The organism is Rhodanobacter sp. FW106-PBR-R2A-1-15, from assembly GCF_058789735.1.
In genome coordinates this window covers 34,947-53,605 of record NZ_JBYTEM010000032.1, presented here as the reverse complement: position 1 = coordinate 53,605, position 18,659 = coordinate 34,947, and the positions used below count along the sequence as shown (strand labels likewise).

General features: G+C 68.2%; 16 protein-coding genes. 2 read left to right on the top strand and 14 right to left on the bottom strand.

Features of this window, described 5'->3' with window-relative positions; all coding sequences use genetic code 11:
* Window positions 1-232 precede the first annotated feature (232 nt).
* Window positions 233-670, top strand: a complete 438-nt coding sequence (locus AC3WTD_RS15195) for a DUF4870 domain-containing protein (RefSeq protein ID WP_037090322.1) — start codon at window positions 233-235, stop codon at window positions 668-670.
* Between the two features lie 61 nt (window positions 671-731).
* Here the strand turns inward: AC3WTD_RS15195 and AC3WTD_RS15190 are convergent, their stop codons facing one another.
* The 5 genes from AC3WTD_RS15190 to AC3WTD_RS15170 all read right to left on the bottom strand — a co-directional run bounded on the left by AC3WTD_RS15190 (window position 732) and on the right by AC3WTD_RS15170 (window position 5,095).
* Window positions 732-1,631 carry a polyprenyl synthetase family protein gene (locus AC3WTD_RS15190; RefSeq protein ID WP_492614285.1) on the bottom strand — a complete coding sequence of 300 codons (900 nt, stop codon included), beginning with the start codon at window positions 1,629-1,631 and terminating at the stop codon, window positions 732-734.
* Window positions 1,615-1,872 (bottom strand): exodeoxyribonuclease VII small subunit, encoded by a 258-nt coding sequence (locus tag AC3WTD_RS15185; RefSeq protein ID WP_027493665.1) that lies wholly within the window; start codon window positions 1,870-1,872, stop codon window positions 1,615-1,617. The genes AC3WTD_RS15190 and AC3WTD_RS15185 overlap by 17 nt, the downstream gene beginning before the upstream one ends.
* Before the next feature lie 75 nt (window positions 1,873-1,947).
* Entirely contained in the window at window positions 1,948-3,252 is a 1,305-nt protein-coding gene (tilS, locus tag AC3WTD_RS15180; RefSeq protein WP_492614284.1) for a tRNA lysidine(34) synthetase TilS, read from the bottom strand.
* A complete protein-coding gene (locus AC3WTD_RS15175; protein ID WP_235642576.1) occupies window positions 3,249-3,983 on the bottom strand; it encodes an NYN domain-containing protein in 735 nt (244 codons plus the stop codon). The genes tilS and AC3WTD_RS15175 overlap by 4 nt, the downstream gene beginning before the upstream one ends.
* A gap of 155 nt (window positions 3,984-4,138) precedes the next feature.
* Entirely contained in the window at window positions 4,139-5,095 is a 957-nt protein-coding gene (locus AC3WTD_RS15170; protein ID WP_027493667.1) for an acetyl-CoA carboxylase carboxyltransferase subunit alpha, read from the bottom strand.
* A 158-nt stretch (window positions 5,096-5,253) separates the two neighbouring features.
* Between AC3WTD_RS15170 and AC3WTD_RS15165 the strand changes: the two genes are divergently transcribed.
* Complete coding sequence (locus AC3WTD_RS15165) at window positions 5,254-5,628, top strand: YajD family HNH nuclease (protein ID WP_492614283.1); 375 nt, start codon at window positions 5,254-5,256, stop codon at window positions 5,626-5,628.
* Between the two features lie 386 nt (window positions 5,629-6,014).
* Here AC3WTD_RS15165 and dnaE read toward each other — a convergent pair whose 3' ends face one another.
* The 9 genes from dnaE to rseP form a co-directional block, all read right to left on the bottom strand.
* Window positions 6,015-9,710: a DNA polymerase III subunit alpha gene (dnaE, locus tag AC3WTD_RS15160; protein WP_492614282.1), complete on the bottom strand. Its 3,696-nt coding sequence runs from the start codon at window positions 9,708-9,710 to the stop codon at window positions 6,015-6,017.
* 202 nt (window positions 9,711-9,912) lie between these two features.
* Window positions 9,913-10,116 (bottom strand): hypothetical protein, encoded by a 204-nt coding sequence (locus AC3WTD_RS15155; RefSeq protein WP_027493670.1) that lies wholly within the window; start codon window positions 10,114-10,116, stop codon window positions 9,913-9,915.
* Between the two features lie 213 nt (window positions 10,117-10,329).
* A complete protein-coding gene (gene rnhB, locus AC3WTD_RS15150) occupies window positions 10,330-10,983 on the bottom strand; it encodes a ribonuclease HII (RefSeq protein WP_027493671.1) in 654 nt (217 codons plus the stop codon).
* Window positions 10,976-12,211: a lipid-A-disaccharide synthase gene (lpxB, locus tag AC3WTD_RS15145; RefSeq protein WP_492614281.1), complete on the bottom strand. Its 1,236-nt coding sequence runs from the start codon at window positions 12,209-12,211 to the stop codon at window positions 10,976-10,978. Before lpxB ends, rnhB begins: the two co-directional genes overlap by 8 nt.
* A gap of 100 nt (window positions 12,212-12,311) precedes the next feature.
* Window positions 12,312-13,085: an acyl-ACP--UDP-N-acetylglucosamine O-acyltransferase gene (gene lpxA, locus AC3WTD_RS15140; RefSeq protein WP_492614280.1), complete on the bottom strand. Its 774-nt coding sequence runs from the start codon at window positions 13,083-13,085 to the stop codon at window positions 12,312-12,314.
* On the bottom strand, window positions 13,082-13,555 hold the full coding sequence (gene fabZ, locus AC3WTD_RS15135; RefSeq protein WP_027493674.1) for a 3-hydroxyacyl-ACP dehydratase FabZ: 474 nt from the start codon (window positions 13,553-13,555) through the stop codon (window positions 13,082-13,084). Before fabZ ends, lpxA begins: the two co-directional genes overlap by 4 nt.
* Window positions 13,548-14,576, bottom strand: a complete 1,029-nt coding sequence (gene lpxD, locus AC3WTD_RS15130) for a UDP-3-O-(3-hydroxymyristoyl)glucosamine N-acyltransferase (RefSeq protein WP_492614279.1) — start codon at window positions 14,574-14,576, stop codon at window positions 13,548-13,550. Before lpxD ends, fabZ begins: the two co-directional genes overlap by 8 nt.
* 118 nt (window positions 14,577-14,694) lie before the next feature.
* Window positions 14,695-17,115, bottom strand: a complete 2,421-nt coding sequence (gene bamA / locus AC3WTD_RS15125; protein ID WP_027493676.1) for an outer membrane protein assembly factor BamA — start codon at window positions 17,113-17,115, stop codon at window positions 14,695-14,697.
* 191 nt (window positions 17,116-17,306) lie between these two features.
* A complete protein-coding gene (rseP, locus tag AC3WTD_RS15120) occupies window positions 17,307-18,653 on the bottom strand; it encodes an RIP metalloprotease RseP (protein WP_492614278.1) in 1,347 nt (448 codons plus the stop codon).
* Window positions 18,654-18,659: the final 6 nt, after the last annotated feature.

Below are 18,659 nucleotides of genomic sequence, written 5' to 3'. Positions count from 1 at the left end.
AACCTGGTCCCTCCACCCCGGCAAGCTCTTTCTCGCTTGCCGGGACCAAACATACAAGCGCACCCTGTGCGCGATGCCTTTTCGCCCACGTGACGGAGAGCATCGCGCGCAGGGTGCGCTCCTACAGACGCTGGGCGGGGTGACAGGTTCTTGCCGCAAAGCGGAGCGAGCCTTGTTAGCACCGGCACGACCGGCAAGCGGCCGGTGAGCTTCGACGAAGAAGGAGATGCGCATGAGCGTTCCACCCGAATCCGTCATCCCGCCCCCGCCGAGCGAGCCGCCGATGGCTGGGGCTCCTTCCGCCGAGGAGCGCCAGTGGGCGATGTTCGCGCACCTGTCGGCGCTGGCCGGCGCCATCCTCACCGGGGCCTTTGGCGGCGGTTGGGGCTGTTTCATCGGCCCGCTGGTGATCTGGCTGGTCAAGAAGGACACCATGCCGTTTGTCGCCGACCAGGGCAAGGAGGCGCTGAACTTCAACATTACCGTGGCGATCGCGTTCGTGGTGCTGGCACTGCTGTCCGTGATGACCCTGGGCATCGGCCTGATCATTGCGATTCCGCTGTGGGTGATCATCGGCGTCGCGTGGCTGGTGTTTACCATCATCGCTGCGATCAAGGCGAACGAGGGCACGCTTTACCGCTACCCGTTCACCCTGCGGCTGATCAAGTAGCGTAAGCGCAGTCCGGCAAAAAGGCAGCCTTGCGGCTGCCTTTTTGTTGCGCGCGGTGCGTTCAGTAGCGGCGGTGGGCGGCGTACCGCGCCAGTTCTTCCAGCAGCGCCGCACGATTGCCCAGCGGCGCGACCGCGGCCAGCGCGGTGTCGGTGAGTTCGGCCAGCCGCGCGCGCGAGGCGTCGAGGCCGATGATCGAGGGGAAGGTGGGCTTGGCGGCGGCGGCGTCCTTGCCGGCGGTCTTGCCGATCACCGCCGATTCGCCTTCCACGTCGAGGATGTCGTCGCGTACCTGGAAGGCCAGGCCGACCGCGTGGGCGTAGCGGTCCAGCGCGTGCAGCGTACTGTCGCCGGTGCCGGCGGCGAGCGCGCCGAGGTGCACCGAGGCGCGGATCAGCGCGCCGGTCTTGCAGGCGTGCATGTGCTCCAGTTCGCCCAGCGTGAGCGCCTGGCCGACCGCCGCCAGGTCCAGTGCCTGGCCGCCGGCCATGCCCTCGGCGCCGCAGGCGCGGCCCAGCGCGCGCAGCATGGCGATGCCGGTGGCTGCGTCAGCGCTGTCACCGGCATGGTCGGCGAGGATCTCGAATGCCAGCGCCTGCAGCGCGTCGCCGGCGAGGATCGCCATCGCCTCGCCGAACACGACATGGCAGGTCGGGCGGCCGCGGCGCAGCGCGTCGTCGTCCATCGCCGGCAGGTCGTCGTGCACCAGCGAATAGGCGTGGATCAGCTCCACCGCGCAGGCAGCGGCATCCAGTTGCGGCCCGTCTTCGCCCAGGGCGTGCGCGGTGGCGTAGACCATCAGCGGGCGCAGCCGCTTGCCGCCACCAAGCACGGCGTAGCGCATCGCGCGATGCAGTTCGGTGGGGGATTGCCCGGCTGGCGGCAGGTGGCGGTCGAGTGCCTGTTCGGTGCGCCCGATCAGCGACTGCAGCGCGGGACCCAGCTCAGAGTTCGGGTTCAAACGGTTCGGCGCTGTCGGGGGCTTCGGGGTCGAGCAGCAAGCGCACGCGCAGTTCGGCCTGCTCCAGCGACTGCTGGCAATGGCGGAACAGGCCGATGCCGCGCTCGAACGAGGCCAGCGATTCGTCCAGGCTCATTTCGCCGGTTTCCATCTTCGCGACCAGTTGTTCCAGCTCGTCGAGGGAGTGTTCGAAATCGGCGACGGGTGGGGTCTTGCCGGGGGCGGGAACGGTCTTGGCCATGGCCGGCAACGCTAGCGCAGCAGCCGTCCGGAATCAATCTGCGCGGGCTGCGGAACGCGATGGGCGTGACCTGGATCAGCGCCCCGCGCGCCAGCGCGGCAGCGCGCCGGCCTGGCGGAAAATCGCCGCGCCCCGGGCGCTGGCCCAGCGGTCGGCCACCGCGACCAGTTCGTCGCCGGCGTACAACAGCGGGCAGGCGTGGCGCTGCCACGGCGGCAGCTGCGACTGCTGGAACAGGTCGCGCAGCTCGCGCGTATGCGCGTCGCCCGCGGGCTTGATGCGTTCGCCGCCGCGGCGCAGGCGTACCAGCAGCGGCTCGGCGAGGCAGGCGCCTTCGCGTGTCAGCGCGAGCTCGCCGCCATCGGGCAGCGCCAGCGGTTCGCCGCGCCAGGGCGCCTGCCAGCCGGCGTCGATGGCGCCAGCCGGCGGTGGCAAGGCCCACAGCCGGTCCTTCCAGATATGCAGTTCGGCGCCGGCCCAGCGGATGCACGGCAACTGGCCCGCACGCGCGCCGCACTGACGCTCGATCTGCCGGCGCTGGGCGGTGCTGGGTGCGGGCAGGCCTTGCCGGTGCAGCCAGTGATCGAGCAGCGGCTGGCGCAGCGCCGGCAGCAGCGCCAGCCAGCCGGCGGCGTTTAGGCTGCGGCTGGCCGGGTCGTGCAGGGCGTCGAACGCGGCCAGCCATTGCAAGCGCAGCGCGTCGGCAGCAGCGTGGCAGAGCGCGGCGCTGTGCAGAATCGAATCCGCCGCCTGTGGCCAGCCTCGCGCCAGCCGCGGCAGGATCTCGTGGCGCAGGCGGTTGCGCGCCAGCGAGGTGTCGGCGTTGGACGGGTCGTCGATGACATCCAGCCGTTGCGCCTCGACGTAGTCGCGCAACTGCTGCCGCGACAACGCCAGCAGCGGCCGCCACAGCTGGCCGCGGCCGAACGGGCGCAGCGTGCGCATGCCGCCTAGCCCTTCCGGGCCGGCGCCGCGCAGCAGTTTCAGCAGCACGGTCTCGACCTGGTCGTCGCGGTGGTGGCCGAGCAGCAGGCATTCGCCGTCGCGCAGCTGCGCGGCCAGTGCGGCGTGGCGCGCGTGGCGCGCGGCCGCTTCCAGGCCGATGCCGGCGCCTCGCTCGACCTGCACGCGCAACACTTCGCATGGCAGCCCCAGCGCGGCGCAGAAGTGCCGGCAATGTTCCGCCCAGGCGGCGCTGTCGGGGTGCAGGCCGTGGTCGACGTGCAGCGCGCGCAGGCCGCGCCTGCGCGCCTCGGGCATTTGCGTCAGCGCGTGCAGCAGGGCGGTGGAATCCGGGCCGCCGCTGAAGGCAACGCACAGCGGGGCCGGCGGCATGGCCGCGAGGGAGGCCTGCAGGTGCGCTTGCAGCGGGTTGCTCACTTCTTGCCGTCGCGCGGCCGAACGTAGAGATGCTTGCCGTTGCCGATCTGGCGTTCCTCGGTCTCGAACAGGCCGATGCCCTTGATCAGGCCGCTGAGCTTGGCGTAGCCGTAGTTGCGCGAGTCGAAGTCGGGCGACTGCTTGCTGATGATGCTGCCGATGGTGCCGAGGCTGGCCCAGCCGGTGTCGTCCGAGGCCGCCTCCAGCGCGCCGCGCAGCAGGTTCATCAGGCGCGTGTCGCCGCGCAGCTCCTTCGCCGAGCGCGGTTTCGGCGCGGCCGCGGTCTCGGCCTCGGCGGTGCCGGCCAGCACCTCGGTGTAGATGAACTTGTCGCAGGCGGTGCGGAACGGCTCCGGCGTCTTCTTCTCGCCGAAGCCGTACACGGTCTGGCCCGATTCGCGGATGCGCGAGGCGAGCCGGGTGAAGTCGCTGTCGCTGGAGACGATGCAGAAGCCGTCGAAGCGCCCGGCATAGAGCAGATCCATCGCGTCGATGATCATCGCCGAGTCGGTGGCGTTCTTGCCGACGGTGTAGCGGAACTGCTGGATCGGCTGGATCGAGTGGCGCAGCAGCACCTCCTTCCAGCCGTTGAGGTCGGGTTTGGTCCAGTCGCCGTAGATGCGCTTGACGTGCGCGGTGCCGTACTTGGCCACCTCGGCGAGCAGGCCTTCGACGATCGCCGGGCGTGCGTTGTCGGCGTCGATCAATACGGCGAGCTTGTCGTGGGCCATGGCGCGATATCCGTCAGAAGGGATGGACGGATGGTAACGCCTGGCCGCGCACCCGTTGTTGCCGTAGGAGCCCGCTCGCGGGCGATGCTTTGAGGGCCGGGATTCGGGATTCGAAGAGTATCGCCGCGCAAGCGGGCTCCTACGGTTGCGGCACGTTATTCCTGATAAGCCCCGTAACTGCGCAGGCGCTTGTAGCGCTGTTCGAGCAGGTCGGTGACCGGCATGGCCTGCAGTTCGTCGAGCTGGTTGAGCAGCACCGCCTTCAGGCGGATCGCCATCGAGCGCGGGTTGCGGTGGGCGCCGCCCAGCGGCTCGCGCACCAGCTTGTCGACCAGGCCCAGTTCCAGCAGGCGCGGTGCGGTCATGCCCAGCGCCTCGGCGGCATCCTTCACCTTGTCGGCGCTCTTCCACAGGATCGAGGCACAGCCCTCGGGCGAGATCACCGAATAGGTCGAGTACTGCAGCATGTTGGTGCGGTCGCCCACGCCGATGGCCAGCGCGCCGCCGGAACCGCCCTCGCCGATCACCGTGCACACGATCGGCACCTTCAGCTCCGCCATCTCCAGCAGGTTGCGCGCAATCGCCTCGCTCTGGCCGCGCTCCTCGGCGCCCACGCCGGGGTAGGCGCCGGGAGTGTCGATCAGGGTCAGCAGCGGCAGGCTGAAGCGCTCGGCCATCTTCATCAGGCGCAGCGCCTTGCGGTAGCCCTCGGGACGAGGCATGCCGAAGTTGCGGCGCACCTTGTCCTTGGTGTTGCGCCCCTTCTGGTGGCCGATGATCATCACCGGCCGGCCGTTGATGCGGCCCAGGCCGCCCACGATGGCGGCGTCGTCCGCGTACATGCGGTCGCCGGCCAGCTCGTGGAACTCCTCGCAGATCACGCCGATGTAGTCGAGCGTGTACGGCCGCGCCGGGTGGCGCGAGAGCTGGGTGGTCTGCCACGAGTTGAGGTTGCGGAAGATCTCCGCAGTCTTGATCTTGAGCTTCTCGCGCAGGCGGCCGACTTCCTCGTCGATGTTGAACGCCTGGCCGCTGCTGGCATGGCGAAGCTCTTCGATCTTCGCGTCCAGTTCGGCAATCGGTTGTTCGAAATCGAGGAAGTTGGGGTTCATTCGTTGCTTTTCATGGCACGGAAGCGGCCCAGTATACCGTTCCGCTGGAAACCGCGAGAATGCCGCCGTATGGGCCGTGACGGAGTCGACAGCTGCCTGCCGCGGGCCGGCGGTTGCGCTATCGTCCGCCCATCAGACATCGCTGCCGGATCGTCGCCATGCCCAGCAAGCCCATCGACAACGCGAAACTCGACCGCATCGTAGCCGAGGCCCGACGCGCCGCCGAACAGCGCGAGCTGGGCTATCGCGAGCGCGCGCTGAAGATGTACCCGTGGGTGTGCGGCCGCTGCGCGCGCGAGTTCACCCGCGCGAACCTGCAGGAACTGACCGTGCACCACCGCAACCACGACCACGATTTCAACCCGCCGGACGGCAGCAACTGGGAGTTGCTGTGCGTGTATTGCCATGACAACGAGCACGCGCGGTACATCGACCACGTGCGCGGCGGGGTGGTGGCGGTGGATGACGCGCCGCCGGCGACCGGCAACCCCTTCGCCGACCTGAAGGCGATGCTGGAGCGGGGCCGGAAGTGACAGGAACGGTTCCTCCCCCTGCGCAGCAGGGGGAGGTCAGCGACCGCAGGGAGTCCTTCAGGTGAGGGGGTGAGGCTTTTGATCTTGGACTTCGAGATCAAGAGCTGACCCTACCCCAACCCTCCCCTGCGCAGCAGGGGAGGGAGCAAAGCGGGCTTGCGGGTTGCGAGCAGGGGATGGAGCAGGGCGAGCCTGACTTTCGCTGTTCCTTTGCTCGTCATTCCCGCGAAAGCAGGAGTCCATCTGGTTGTTTGCTCAGGGGCAAAATGGATTCCCGCTTTCGCGGGAATGACGTCGTCGGGGTACGCGGATTTCCATCTCCGGCTTTTACGGACCCAAAACCCCGAATCCCCAATCCCGAATCCTGGCTCTTCAATCCCGGCTCTTCAATCGTGCTGCTTGACGATGCGCAGGCGCGCGGCTTTCACGCCGGGCAGGGCGCGCACGGCGCGCAGCAGGTCGGGGATGGCGTCCACCCGCCAGGCCTCGCCCAGCTCGAAGTCGGCCTGGGCGTGGCGGTTGCGGTAGCCATGCAGGGTCACGCTGGTGCGCCCGCCGCGGTAGCCGGCCAGTGCGTGCTGCAGTTGTTCGACGAAACCCGGGCCGATGCCGTTCAACTTCAGCTGCAGCAATCGCGCGTGGCGGCGGCAGGCGTCGGCCAGCGAGCAGGCGCTGCGCGCGCGCAGCTGGAAGCCGCCGCCGGAGAACTCGTCGATGCGCAGGCCGCCGTCGACCACCAGCATCTCGTCGCGGGTCAGCAGCGGCGCGATCTGCTGGTACAGCTCGCCGAAGAAGCTCACCTCGATGAGGCCGCTGCCGTCTTCCAGCCGCACGAAGGCGTCGCTGTCGCCGCGCTTGCGCACGGCAGTGACCATGCCGGCGACAGTCCACGGCGTATCGGGGCCGCGGCGGAAACGGTTGTTGTCGTCGTGGTCGTTCTTGCGCGGCTTCGGCGGCTGGTAGCGGTCGGCGATCTCGCCGAGCGGGCAGGTCGACAACTGTGCCAGTTCGTCCTTCCACGGGTCGGTGGGATGGCCGGACAGGTAATGGCCCAGGGTGTCGCGCTCGCCCTGCAGTTTCTGCTCCAGCGGCCATTCCGGCACGGTGGGCAGCTCGATCTTCAGTACCGGGGTAGCGTTGCCCATGGCCGCGCCGAACATGTCGTTCTGGCCGGACTGCCGGTCGCGCAGGTGCTGCTCGGCGGCCTTGATCGCGTCGGGCAGCTGCAGCATCAGGCTGGCTCGGTTGGCGGCGAGCGCATCCAGCGCGCCAGACAGGACCAGTGCTTCCAGCACGCGGCGGTTGAGCTTGGTGGGATCCACGCGGCGGCAGAAATCGGCCAGGTCGGTGTAACGGCCATGCGCGCGCTCGGCCACGATCGCTTCACACGCGCCCTGGCCGACGCCCTTGATTGCGCCGAGGCCGTACTGGATCGTGCGAGGTTCGATCGCCACGAACATGTACTCGGACGCGTTGACGTCCGGTGGCTGCACGGCGATGCCGATGGAGCGCGACTCGTCGAGGAAGGTCACCACCTTGTCGGTGTTGTCCATGTCCGAGGAGATCGTGGCGGCCATGAACTCGGCCGGGTAGTGCGCCTTCAGCCAGGCGGTCTGATAGGAGACCAGCGCGTAGGCGGCCGCGTGCGACTTGTTGAAACCGTAGCCGGCGAACTTCTCCATCAGGTCGAAGATCGCGTCGGCCTTTTCGCCGGAGAGACCGTCCTTCGCCGCGCCCTCGCGAAACTTGGCGCGCTCCTTGGCCATCTCCTCGACTTTCTTCTTGCCCATCGCGCGGCGCAGCAGGTCGGCGCCGCCGAGCGAGTAGCCGCCGACGATCTGCGCCATCTGCATCACCTGCTCCTGGTAGACCATGATGCCGTAGGTCTCTTTCAGGATCGGCTCGACGCGCGGGTCGGGGTAGTCCACTTCCTCGCGGCCGTGCTTGCGCGCGATGAAGCTGGGGATCAGATCCATCGGGCCGGGGCGGTACAGCGCCACCAGCGCGATGATGTCCTCGAAGCGGTCGGGTTTGGCGTCCTTCAGCATGCGCTGCATGCCGGAGGATTCGAGCTGGAACACGGCGACGGTCTGCGCCTTCTTCAGCAGCTCGTAGGTGGGCGCGTCGTCCAGCGGCAACTGCGAAATGTCCAGCGGCCCCTCGCCCATGGAACTCGCGGCAGCCGCAGGCTGCTCCGCATTATCTTCCCCTGCCTGCAGGGACGAGACGGCAGGATTGCCGTCTCGAGCAGCCTCGGCTGCCCGCAGGGCCGAGGCCATGGATGGCCTCGGTTCAAGATGCCCGGAGGGCAGATGGGGTCGCTCTTTCGCGCGGCGTGCGTTGATCGCCTTCACCGCCCAGTCGATGATGGTCAGCGTGCGCAGGCCGAGGAAGTCGAACTTCACCAGGCCGACCGCCTCGACGTCGTCCTTGTCGTACTGGGTCACCACGCCGCCGCCGCCGGCTTCGCAGTACAGCGGGGCGAAATCGGTCAGCGGGCTGGGCGCGATCACCACGCCGCCGGCATGCTTGCCGGCGTTGCGGGTGAGGTTCTCCAGCTTCAGCGCCAGGTCGATCAGCGCGCGTGCTTCCTCGTCCTGCTCGTACAGCTCGCAGAATTCCTTGACGACACGCTCGGGCTCCTTCTTCGCCTTCTCGCTGCGGCCCAGCGCGCACGACAGCGTGAGGTCGAGCGGCCGCGCCGGGATCAGCTTGGCGATGCGGTCGACCTGGTTGTAGCCGAAGCCGAGCACGCGGCCGGAATCGCGCAGCACCGCCTTGGCCGCCATCGAGCCGTAGGTGATGATCTGGCTGACGCGGTCGCGGCCGTACTTGCGCGCGACGTAGTCGATCACCTCGTCGCGGCGATCCATGCAGAAGTCGATGTCGAAGTCGGGCATCGACACGCGTTCGGGGTTGAGGAAGCGCTCGAACAGCAGGTTGAACTGCAGCGGGTCGAGGTCGGTGATCTTCAGCGCCCAGGCCACCAGCGAGCCGGCGCCGGAACCGCGGCCGGGCCCGACCGGAATGCCGTTCTGTTTACCCCAGTTGATGAAGTCCGCCACGATCAGGAAGTAGCCCGGAAAGCCCATCTTGACGATGACGTCCAGCTCGCGCTCCAGCCGCGCCTGGTAGTCGGCCAGCGTGTGGTCGGCGGCCAGCGGCGCGTTGGCCAGGCGCTCCTTGAGGCCTTGCCGTGCCAGCTCGCGGATGTGGCTGTCGAGGTCGTGGCCCTCGGGTACCGGGAAGTCGGGCAGGTAGTACTTGCCGAATTTCAGCTCCAGCGTGCAGCGTTTCGCCAGTTCGACGGTGTTTTCCAGCGCCTCGGGGATGTCCGCGAACAGCGCGGCCATCTCGTCGGGCGTCTTCAGGTACTGCTGGTCGCTGTACTCGCGCGGTCGCTTGGGGTCGGCCAGCACGCGGCCCTGCTGGATGCACACGCGCGCCTCGTGCGCGCCGAAATCGTCCTGGGTGAGGAAGCGCACGTCGTTGCTGGCCAGCACTGGCAGGCCGAGTTCGGCGGCCAGCGCCAGTGCGGCGGTGTTCCAGTTTTCCTCGCCCTCGCGGCCGCAGCGGGTCAGCTCCAGGTACAACCGCTCGGGGAACAGCCGCGCCAGCGGGCGCAGCTTGGCCAGCGCCGCCTCGACGCCCTGGTTCAGCGCGATGCGGCCGACTTCGCTTTCGCGGCCGAGCAGGGCGATCAGCCCGCTGCTGGCGCCGGCGCTGAGCCAGCCGGCCTCGACCAGCGCACGGCCGCCGTGCTGGCCTTCCTGCCACGCGCGCGAGACCAGCCGCGACAAATTGAGATAGCCCTCGCGGTGCTGGCACAGCAGGGTGAGCCGCCATGGGCGCGGGTCGTCCGCTGGGCTGATCCACAGGTCGCAGCCGCCGATCGGCTTGATGCCGGCGGCGCTGCAGGCCTTGTAGAACTTCACCAGCGCGAACATGTTGCTGTCGTCAGTCAGCGCCACCGCCGGGATGCCGTCGCGCACGCAGGCGGTAACCAGCGCCTTGATGCGGATGGTCGAGTCGACCAGCGAGTATTCGCTGTGCAGGTGCAGGTGGGTATAGCGGACGGTCATGCGTTCTTGTGCGGTGAGTCTCCGCAGGCTACCCGCCACCTTGCCCAGCGGCAAGATTGACTTGTGCGCGGTTTGCGCGAAGCGCGGCGCGGCCTCGCCGGGCGCCGCCGGTCAAGCTGCCGTGGCGGCCGTCGCCGACGGCAGCATCAGTCTGGCGGGGGCTACCGCCGGTGCGGCCCGGGCCGCGCAAGAGCGAGGCGGTTCAGCGGACGCGGAAGCGTTCGCCATCCTCGCCGGCGGGCAACAGGTAGTGCTCCAGGCTGTCCACCACCAGTCGGCGGCGGTTGTAGTCGGCGTGCAGCGGCAGCGTCTCGTCGGCGTCGTCGGCTGCGGCCTGGAGCGACTCGGGCACGGCCATGCTGGCCGGCATCGGTGGAGCGGGTGGGCGGATGGACGGAGGCATCATGGCACGACTCCTGCGATCTGCATGGTGCGTCGAGGCACCTGTAGCAGCAGTGGCCGGGTCGACCTGGGCTGGACGGCGCCGCTGCTGCGGACGCGTCCGTGCGGGTGGCGCTCCCTGATGCCAATGATGCGCCCGATCGAGGGAAAGTTGCATAGACTGATGGCCTATGCCGGAGCGTCTCGTCGGCGGCGCGATCGGCCGCCGCTGCGGCGGTCAGAACAATTGTCCCTGGTCCAGCAGCAGGCGTACCGGCGCAAAGCTGCGGCGGTGCTGCGCGCACGGTCCGAGCCGCTGCAGCGCGGCCAGGTGCGCCGGGGTGGAGTAGCCCTTGTGCGCGGCGAAGCCGTAGCCGGGGTACTCGCCATCGAGTGCCACCATCACGCGGTCGCGGCTGACCTTGGCCAGGATCGAGGCCGCGCTGATCGCCGGCTCCAGCGCATCGCCGCCGACGATCGCGCGGGCCGGGCAGGGCAGGTCCTTCGGCAGCTGGTTGCCGTCGATCAGCGCCTCGTGGGCCACCGGCATCAGGCCGGCCAGCGCGCGGCTCATGCCGGCCATGGTGGCCTGGAAGATGTTCACGCGGTCGATCTCCTCGCGCTCGATCAGCACGATGCAATACGCCAGCGCACGCTCGATGATCAGCGGATACAGCGCCTCGCGTTTTGCTTCGCTGAGCTGCTTGGAGTCGTTCAGCCCGCTGACCGGGCGGGCAGCGTCGAGGATCACTGCGGCCACCGCCAGCGGGCCAGCCAGCGGGCCACGACCGGCTTCGTCGACGCCGGCGACGAGGATGCTTCCCGCGTCCGTCCGCCGCCCGCCCCGGGCTGGTGGTTCCGGCCAGAGGACGCGGGCCGGCTGCTTATCCATCGCGGCGCTCCGCGTCGATCAGCTCGGCGATCGCGGCCGCCGCGCGCTGCTCCGCGTGGCCCTGCAGGCCGCTGCGCAGGGCCTGGTGCAACTGCTCGAACGCGGCCACGATCATGCCGCGCCGCTCGCTGTCCCTGAACAGGTCGAGCGTGGCGGCGGCCAGCCGGTCGGCGGTGCAGTCGTCCTGCATCAGCTCGGGCACCAGCAGGGCATCGCCGAGGCCGCAGGCGCGGGCCAGGATGTTCGGCAGCGCGTAGACGTCGGTCTTCAGCATTTTCAGCGCGCGGGCGATGCGGTAACTCAGCGGCGCCACGCGGTAGCCCACCACCATCGGGCGCTTGGCCAGCATCGCCTCCAGCGTGGCGGTGCCGGAGGCCAGTAGCACCACGTCGGCAGCCAGCATGGCCTCGTGCGCGTGGCCGTCCAGCAGCAGCGGTGCACTTTCGCCGTGCGGGCCGCCAGCGAGCAGTTCGCCGAGGCGGGCGCGCACCTGCGGGTTGGCGGCCGGGATCACCACGCGCAGCCCGGGTAACGCGGCGGCCACCCGCTGCGCCGCGTCGATGAAGACCCGGCCCAGCCGGTCGACCTCGGACAGCCGGCTGCCGGGTAGCACCGCCAGCACCGGTGCCTGCTGCGGCAGCTGCAGGGTGTCGCGCGCGCCGACGCGGTCGGAGACCAGCGCGAAACGATCGGCCAGCGGATGGCCGACGAAGCGGGCGTCAACGCCGTGCTTTGCGTAGATCGGCGGCTCCATCGGGAACAGGCACAGCACGCGGCTGGCGCTGCGACCGATCTTCTCGGCGCGCTGCTCGCGCCAGGCCCAGACCGACGGACTGACGTAATGCACGGTGAGCAGGCCGGCCTGTTTCAGGCGCTGTTCCACGCCGAGGTTGAAGTCCGGCGCGTCGATGCCGACCACCACGGCCGGCCGTTCCTTGAGCAACCGCGCGACCAGCGCCTTGCGCAGCCGCAGCAGGCGGGGTAGGTGGCGGACCACCTCGCTGAAGCCGAACAGCGACAGCTCGCGGATGTCGTACCAGGAGTCGAAACCCTCGCGCTGCATGCGCGCGCCGCCGATGCCGACGAAACGCGCCTGCGGGTAGCGCTGGCGCAGTGCCACGATCAGGTCGGCGCCCAGCTGGTCGCCGGAATCCTCGCCGGCGAGGATGGCTACCAACGGGGATTCGGGATTCGGGATTCGGGATTCGCTGGGCGCGATGTGGCTCATGCGCGCAAGTGTAGTGCCTTGCCCGCGGGCCTGGCGGATGCGTAATGCTCTTCCCGAATCCCGAATCCCGAATCCCGAATCCCGAATCCCGAATCCCGGCTTATCGGGCGAGCGCGCGCTCGCTCTGGTCGAGGAAATCCAGCATCGCCCGCACGTCGTCGCTTTCGCGCGCCTGCTCGGCCAGCTTCTCGCGTGCCTCGGGCAACGACAGGCCGGCCATGTACAGCGTGCGGTAGGCGCGCTTGATCGCCGCGATGCGGGTGGCGTCGAAGCCGCGGCGCTTCAGGCCCTCGCTGTTGATGCCGCGCGGGCGGCCCTGCTGCTCGTTCGCCATCGTCACGAACGGCGGCACGTCGTGGCCGACCAGGCAGCCCATGCCGATGAAGGCGTGCGCGCCGACCTTGCAGAACTGGTGCACGCCGGAATAGCCGGACAGGATGGTCCAGTCGCCGATGGTGACGTGCCCGGCCAGGGCGGAATAGTTGGAGAACACCACGTTGTTGCCGATCTGGCAGTCATGCGCGATATGCACGTAGGCGAGCACCCAGTTGTCGTCGCCGATGCGGGTGACGCCGCCGCCGTGGCCGGTGCCGCGATTGAGGGTGGTGAATTCGCGGATCAGGTTGCGGTCGCCGATCACCAGCTCGGTGCGCTCGCCCTGCCACTTCTTGTCCTGCGGCGCGCCGCCGAGCGAGGCGAACTGGGTGATGCGGTTGTCGCGGCCGATCCGGGTGGGGCCTTCGATCACCACATGCGGGCCGACCACCGTGCCGTCGCCGATCTCGACTTCGGCGCCGATCACGCTGTAGGCGCCGATGCTGACGTTGCTGCCGATGACGGCGGAGCGATCGACCGACGCAGTGGAATGGATCATTTTCCGGCCCTCGCGGCGCACATCAGTTCGCAGCTGGCCACTTCCTTGCCATCGACCAGGCTGCGCGCGGCGAACAGGCCCATGCCGCGCATCAGGCGCTTCTGGTTGACCTCGAAGCGCAACTGGTCGCCGGGCACCACCGGCGCGCTGAAGCGCGCGTTGTCCACCTTGACCAGGTAGAACAGCGGGCTGCCCTTGTCGCCCTTGAAGTGCCGGCTCAGCTGGGTCAGCAGGCCGGCGGTCTGCGCCATCGCCTCGATGATCAGCACGCCGGGCATCACCGGGTGGCTGGGGAAGTGGCCTTGGAAGAACGGCTCGTTGATGGTCACGTTCTTCAGTGCGACCACGCTGACGTCGGGCACGATCTCGACCACGCGGTCCACCAGTAGGAACGGGTAGCGGTGCGGCAGCAGTTCCAGGATCTGCTCCACGTTGATCGGCAATGTCATGAAGTCGCCTTGCTCACTCATTGTTGCTGTCCTTCTCCAGCGCCGACACTCGGCGCGCGTACTCGTCCAGGTGCTTGAAGCGCGCCGCGTTCTTCCGCCACTGGCGGTTGTCCTGCAGCGGCACGCCGGATGAATATTCGCCGGGCTCGCGGATCGAGTGCGTGACCAGGCTCTTGGCGGTAATGGTAACCCGGTCGGCCAGCTCGAGATGGCCGAGCACACCGGCGTTGCCGGCGATCATGCAGTAGCGGCCGATCTTCGCGCTGCCGGCCACCGCGGCGCAGCCGGCCATCGCGGTATGCGCGCCGACGTGCACGTTGTGGGCGATCTGGACCTGGTTGTCCAGCCGCACGTCTTCTTCCAGCACGGTGTCGTCCAGCGCGCCGCGGTCGATCGTGGTGTTCGCGCCGATCTCGCAGTCGTCGCCGATGCGCACGCCGCCGAGCTGCGGCAGCTTGATCCAGTGGTCGGTGTCGAAGGCCAGCCCGAAGCCGTCTGAGCCGATTACCGCGCCGGGATGCACCAGCACGCGCTGGCCCAGCGTGACCCGCGTCACCAGGGTGACCCGCGCCACCAGCCGCGAATGGGCGCCGACCGTGCACTCCTCGCCGACGATGCAGTGCGGGCCGAGCACGGCGCCGTCGCCGATCACCGCGCCGTCGGCGATCACGCAGCCCGGGCCGATGCTGGCGCTGGCGCTGACCTGCGCACCGGCGGCGACCACGGCGCTGGGGTGCACGCCTGCGGGTGCGGCTGGCAGCCGTTCAAACAGCACGGCGATCTTCGCGTAGGCGACGTAGGGGTCGCGCGCAAGCAGCGCCGCGGTGGGACAGTCGGCAAGGTTCTCCTCGCGCAGCACCACCACGCCGGCGCGCGTGGCGGCCAGCTGGGCCGAGTACTTGCTGTTGGAGAGGAAGCTCAGCTGGCCGGGGCCGGCGCCGGCCAGAGTGCCGACGCCGTCGATGAGCCGTGCGCCGTCGCCGCTGAGACCGAGGCCGAACCGCTCGGCCAGCTCGGTCACCGTGTAGTTGATTGCGCTCATGGGTGGCTCCGGAACCTGCGGCCATTGTAGGGGGTGGCGCCCCCGGCTGCGGTGCGCCGCGGCGGCAAAAGAAAGCGCGGCCTGGCCGCGCTTTCGTTCGACTCCTGACCGGGTCAGCTCAGAACTGGCTGCCGAAGGTGAACTGGATGCGCTCCTCGTAGTTGCGATCGGCGGCCTTCGAGCGCAGCGGCATGGCGAAGCTGATGATCAGCGGGCCGATCGGTGCCTGCCATTGCAGCGACAGGCCGGTGGAGGCGCGCAGCTCGCTGGCGTCGAAGCTCTTGTAGTCCTTGTAGACATTGCCGACGTCCATGAACCAGGACACGCGCGCGGTGTTGACGTCCTTCAGGAACGGCAGCGGCAGGAACACCTGCGCGGTGCCGAGCACCTTGAACGCGCCGCCGATCGGCTGTGAATAGTAGGCGCCGTTGTTGCATGTGCCTTTGGCGTCCGGAGCGCTGCCGTCGATGCAGACCCGCGGCCCCAGCGTGTTGTCCTGGTAGCCGCGCACGTCGCGCACGCCGCCGGCGTAGAAGTTCTGCCAGAACGGCAGGTCCTGGCGCATGTCGGTGAGGACATGGTTGGGGTTCTGCGCCAGGCTGGCACTCTTCAGCGCCGCGAAGGCATCGTCGCTGATGCCGTTGCCGCCGTAGGTCTTGCCGTAGCCGACCTGGCCATCGAGGTACAGCACGAAGCCCTTGCCGATCGGCCAGTAGTGGTTGATCTCGGTATTGAGCTTCCAGTACTGCACGGTCGAGCCGGGCAGGGCGACGTCGGTCGAGGCGGAGATCAAACCACCGCGGGTCGGTGCCCAGTAGCTGTTGCGGGTGTCGTGGTTCCAGCCCAGCGTGCCGGTCCAGGTGTGGATGGTCTTGTTGCCGATCTCGTTCTGGTAGTCGAGCAGCACTTCCGGACTGTAGCCCTGGAACAGGTTGACATTGTTGCTGCTGACGCCCAGGCCCACGCGCAAGCCGTCGGTTTCGCTGATCGGGATGCCGAGGTAGGTGGAGAAGCTCTTGGCGCTGGTGGCGTAGTTCGCGAAGTCGGTATTGCCGTAGTCGGTTTTCGAGTACGAGGCGCTGTAGCCGATGCCGATACCACTGTCGGTCAGGTACGGGTTGTAGTAGTTGAGGCCGAGCCGGGTGTAGTAGGTGCTGCGCTCGCCGCTGATCGAGAAGCTGTCGCCGGTGCCGAACAGGTTGTTCTGCGACACCGAGGCATTCAGGATGATGCCGGAATATTGCGAGTAGCCGATGCCGAACTGCATGCTGCCGGCGGACTGCTCCTCGACCTTGACCGTGACGTCCACTTTGTCCTGCGTGCCGGGCACCATCTTCTGGTCGATGTCGACCTTCTTGAAATAGCCCAGCCGCTGCAGGCGGACCTTGGAGCGGTCGACCGCCGCCTGGTTGTACCAGGTGCCCTCAAGCTGGCGCATCTCGCGGCGCAGCACGTCGTCCTCGGTGCGCGTGTTGCCTTGGAACACCACCCGACGCACGTACACGCGCTGGCCGGGTTCGACGTACAGGGTCAGGTCGACCGTGCGCTTTTCCTTGTCCAGCTTCGGGATCGGGGTGACCTTGGCGTAGGCGTAGCCGATGTTGGCCAGGATCGCCTTGATCGCCTTGGTGCTGGCTTCGACCGCGGCGCGGTTGAAGGTCTCGCCCGACTTGACGAAAACCAGCTGGCGCATGGTCGCCTCCGGCAGGATCAGGTCGCCGAGCAGCTTGACATCGGCGACCTTGTAGATCTCGCCTTCCTTGATGCTGGCGTCGATGTACATCGCGCGCTTGTCCGGCGCAATTGCCACCTGGGTGGAGTCGACGCCGAAGTCGGCGTAGCCGCGGTCCATGTAGTAGGACTGCAGCTTCTCCAGGTCGCCGGAAAGCTTTTCGCGCGAGTACTGGTCGTCCTTCGAATACCACGACATCCAGTTGGTGGTGTCGGACTCGAAATTCTTGCGGATCTGCTTGTTTGTGAACGCATGGTTGCCGAGGATGTTGAGTTCCTTGATCTTGGCCGCCTTGCCCTCGCGGATCTCGATCTCGACGGCGACGCGGTTGCGGTCCAGCCGGGTCACGTGTGGGTCGACCGAGACGTTGTACTTGCCGCGGTTGTAGTACTGCCGGGTCAGCTCCTGCTGCACGTTGTCCAGCGCCAGGCGGTCGAAGGTCTCGCCTTCGGTGAGGCCGATCTCCTTCAGGCCCTTCTTCAGGTCGTCGGTCTTGATGTCCTTGTTGCCGCGCAGGGTCAGCTTGGCGATCGACGGCCGCTCGACCACCTTGATCACCAGGATGCTGCCTTCGCGCTCGAACTCCACGTCGCTGAAGAACTTGGTGCGATACAGCGCGCGGATGGCGCGCTGGGCGCCGTCGTTGGTCAGCTGGTCGCCTTTGTTGATCGGCAGGTAGTTGTACACGGTACCGGCCGAGATCCGGCTGAGGCCGTCGATGCGGATGTCCGACACCACGAACGGGTCGAACGCGAACGCATTGGCGGAGAGGGAGGCAAGCAGGATCAGCGCGGCGATACGCTTCATCGTCGATTCCGTTGGTTATTCCGATGGAGCGGCCGGCACGGCCGCCCCGATCAATGCATGAGGCAGGGCCAGGCCCTGCCTCGAAGGTGGATCCGCATGCCATCGCGGCGTTACTTTGGCGGACGCATCGCCGCGCCGTGCTGCCGCGAACCTGCGTGTCGCCGCCATGCTGTGTCCGCCGACCCTCGGCATCACGACAGCAGCATGCGGTGGATATCGTTGTAGAACGCCAGCCCCATCAGGGTGAACAGCAACGCCAGGCCGATGTACTGGCCCACCATCATCGCCTGTTCGCTGACCGGGCTGCCCTTGATCAATTCGACGAGATAATACAGCAGGTGCCCGCCATCCAGGACCGGGATCGGCAGCAGGTTGAGGATCGCCAGGCTCAGCGACACCAGCGCGAGGAACTGCAGGAACCATGGCAGGCCCATGCCGGCCGACGCATTGGCCACCTCGGCAATGCCGATCACGCCGGACAGGTTGCGCGTCGAGGCCTCGCCAGTAAGCATCTTGCCGAGCATGCTGAAGGTCTGCGTGGTGTTGCGCCAGGTGGTAGCGAGCGAGGCGGCCATTGCCTTCAGCGGGCCGTAGTTCACGGTGGCCGCTTCGACCGGCGGCGCGCCGACGCCCAGCACCCACTTCGGCGGCTGGCCTTCGAGCGATTCCCACTTGGCGGTGATGTCCAGCCGCAACGGCTGCCCGTGGCGCTCGATGCCGATCGCCAGCCTCGGCGACTTGGCCGCTGCGGTCTGCACCAGCTTGCCGAACGCGGCGAAGTCGTCCGCCGACTGGCCGTTGACGCTGACGATGCGGTCGCCGCCGCGCATGCCGGCCAATGCAGCCGGCTGGCCGGCCATCACGGTGGCGGCGACCGCCGGCGGTGGTGCCAGCTTCAGGCCGAGCTTGCCCAGGTACTGGCCCACGTCCTGCCCCGGCGGCAGTTCGTCCAGCGGCAGCACCAGTTCGCGCTGGTGGCCGTCGGCGCCGCGCACGGTGAGCGGCAGCGGTGCGCGCCCGAGCAGGGCGTTGGCCAGCGCGTCCATCGAGTCGGTCCAGGTAGAGACGTCGCGGCCGTCGATGCTGAGCAGGCGGTCACCTGGCTGGATGCCGGCGCTGGCGGCGATGCTCTGCGGCGTGGCGGTCACCAGCGGGGCCACGTCCGGGCGACCCAGCATGAACATCAGCCAGAACGCGGCGATGGTGAAGATCAGGTTGAAGCCTGGCCCGGCCGCCACGATGGCGATGCGCTGCCACACCGGCTTGCCGGTGAATTCCTGCCCGCGCAGCGCCGGGTCGACCTCGCCCTCGCGTGCGTCGAGCATCTTCACATAGCCGCCCAGCGGGATCGCGGCGATCTGGTACTCGGTGCCGTCACGGCCGATGCGCTTCCAGATCGCGTTGCCGAAACCGACCGAGAAGCGCAGCACCTTGACCCCACAGCGGCGCGCGACCCAGTAGTGGCCGAACTCATGGAAGGTCACCAGCACGCCGAGCGTGACCAGCAGCCAGAACACCGAGCCGAAGAAGGCAGTCATCGAATA

Excerpts from the sequence above, each read along its gene's own strand:
- AC3WTD_RS15195 (WP_037090322.1), top strand. The coding sequence starts at position 233 with ATGAGCGTTCCACCCGAATCCGTCATCCCGCCCCCGCCGAGCGAGCCG.
- AC3WTD_RS15185 (WP_027493665.1), bottom strand. The coding sequence starts at position 1,872 with ATGGCCAAGACCGTTCCCGCCCCCGGCAAGACCCCACCCGTCGCCGAT.
- AC3WTD_RS15175 (WP_235642576.1), bottom strand. The coding sequence starts at position 3,983 with ATGGCCCACGACAAGCTCGCCGTATTGATCGACGCCGACAACGCACGC.
- AC3WTD_RS15170 (WP_027493667.1), bottom strand. The coding sequence starts at position 5,095 with ATGAACCCCAACTTCCTCGATTTCGAACAACCGATTGCCGAACTGGAC.
- AC3WTD_RS15165 (WP_492614283.1), top strand. The coding sequence starts at position 5,254 with ATGCCCAGCAAGCCCATCGACAACGCGAAACTCGACCGCATCGTAGCC.
- dnaE (WP_492614282.1), bottom strand. The coding sequence starts at position 9,710 with ATGACCGTCCGCTATACCCACCTGCACCTGCACAGCGAATACTCGCTG.
- AC3WTD_RS15155 (WP_027493670.1), bottom strand. The coding sequence starts at position 10,116 with ATGATGCCTCCGTCCATCCGCCCACCCGCTCCACCGATGCCGGCCAGC.
- rnhB (WP_027493671.1), bottom strand. The coding sequence starts at position 10,983 with ATGGATAAGCAGCCGGCCCGCGTCCTCTGGCCGGAACCACCAGCCCGG.
- lpxB (WP_492614281.1), bottom strand. The coding sequence starts at position 12,211 with ATGAGCCACATCGCGCCCAGCGAATCCCGAATCCCGAATCCCGAATCC.
- lpxA (WP_492614280.1), bottom strand. The coding sequence starts at position 13,085 with ATGATCCATTCCACTGCGTCGGTCGATCGCTCCGCCGTCATCGGCAGC.
- fabZ (WP_027493674.1), bottom strand. The coding sequence starts at position 13,555 with ATGAGTGAGCAAGGCGACTTCATGACATTGCCGATCAACGTGGAGCAG.
- lpxD (WP_492614279.1), bottom strand. The coding sequence starts at position 14,576 with ATGAGCGCAATCAACTACACGGTGACCGAGCTGGCCGAGCGGTTCGGC.
- bamA (WP_027493676.1), bottom strand. The coding sequence starts at position 17,115 with ATGAAGCGTATCGCCGCGCTGATCCTGCTTGCCTCCCTCTCCGCCAAT.
- rseP (WP_492614278.1), bottom strand. The coding sequence starts at position 18,653 with ATGACTGCCTTCTTCGGCTCGGTGTTCTGGCTGCTGGTCACGCTCGGC.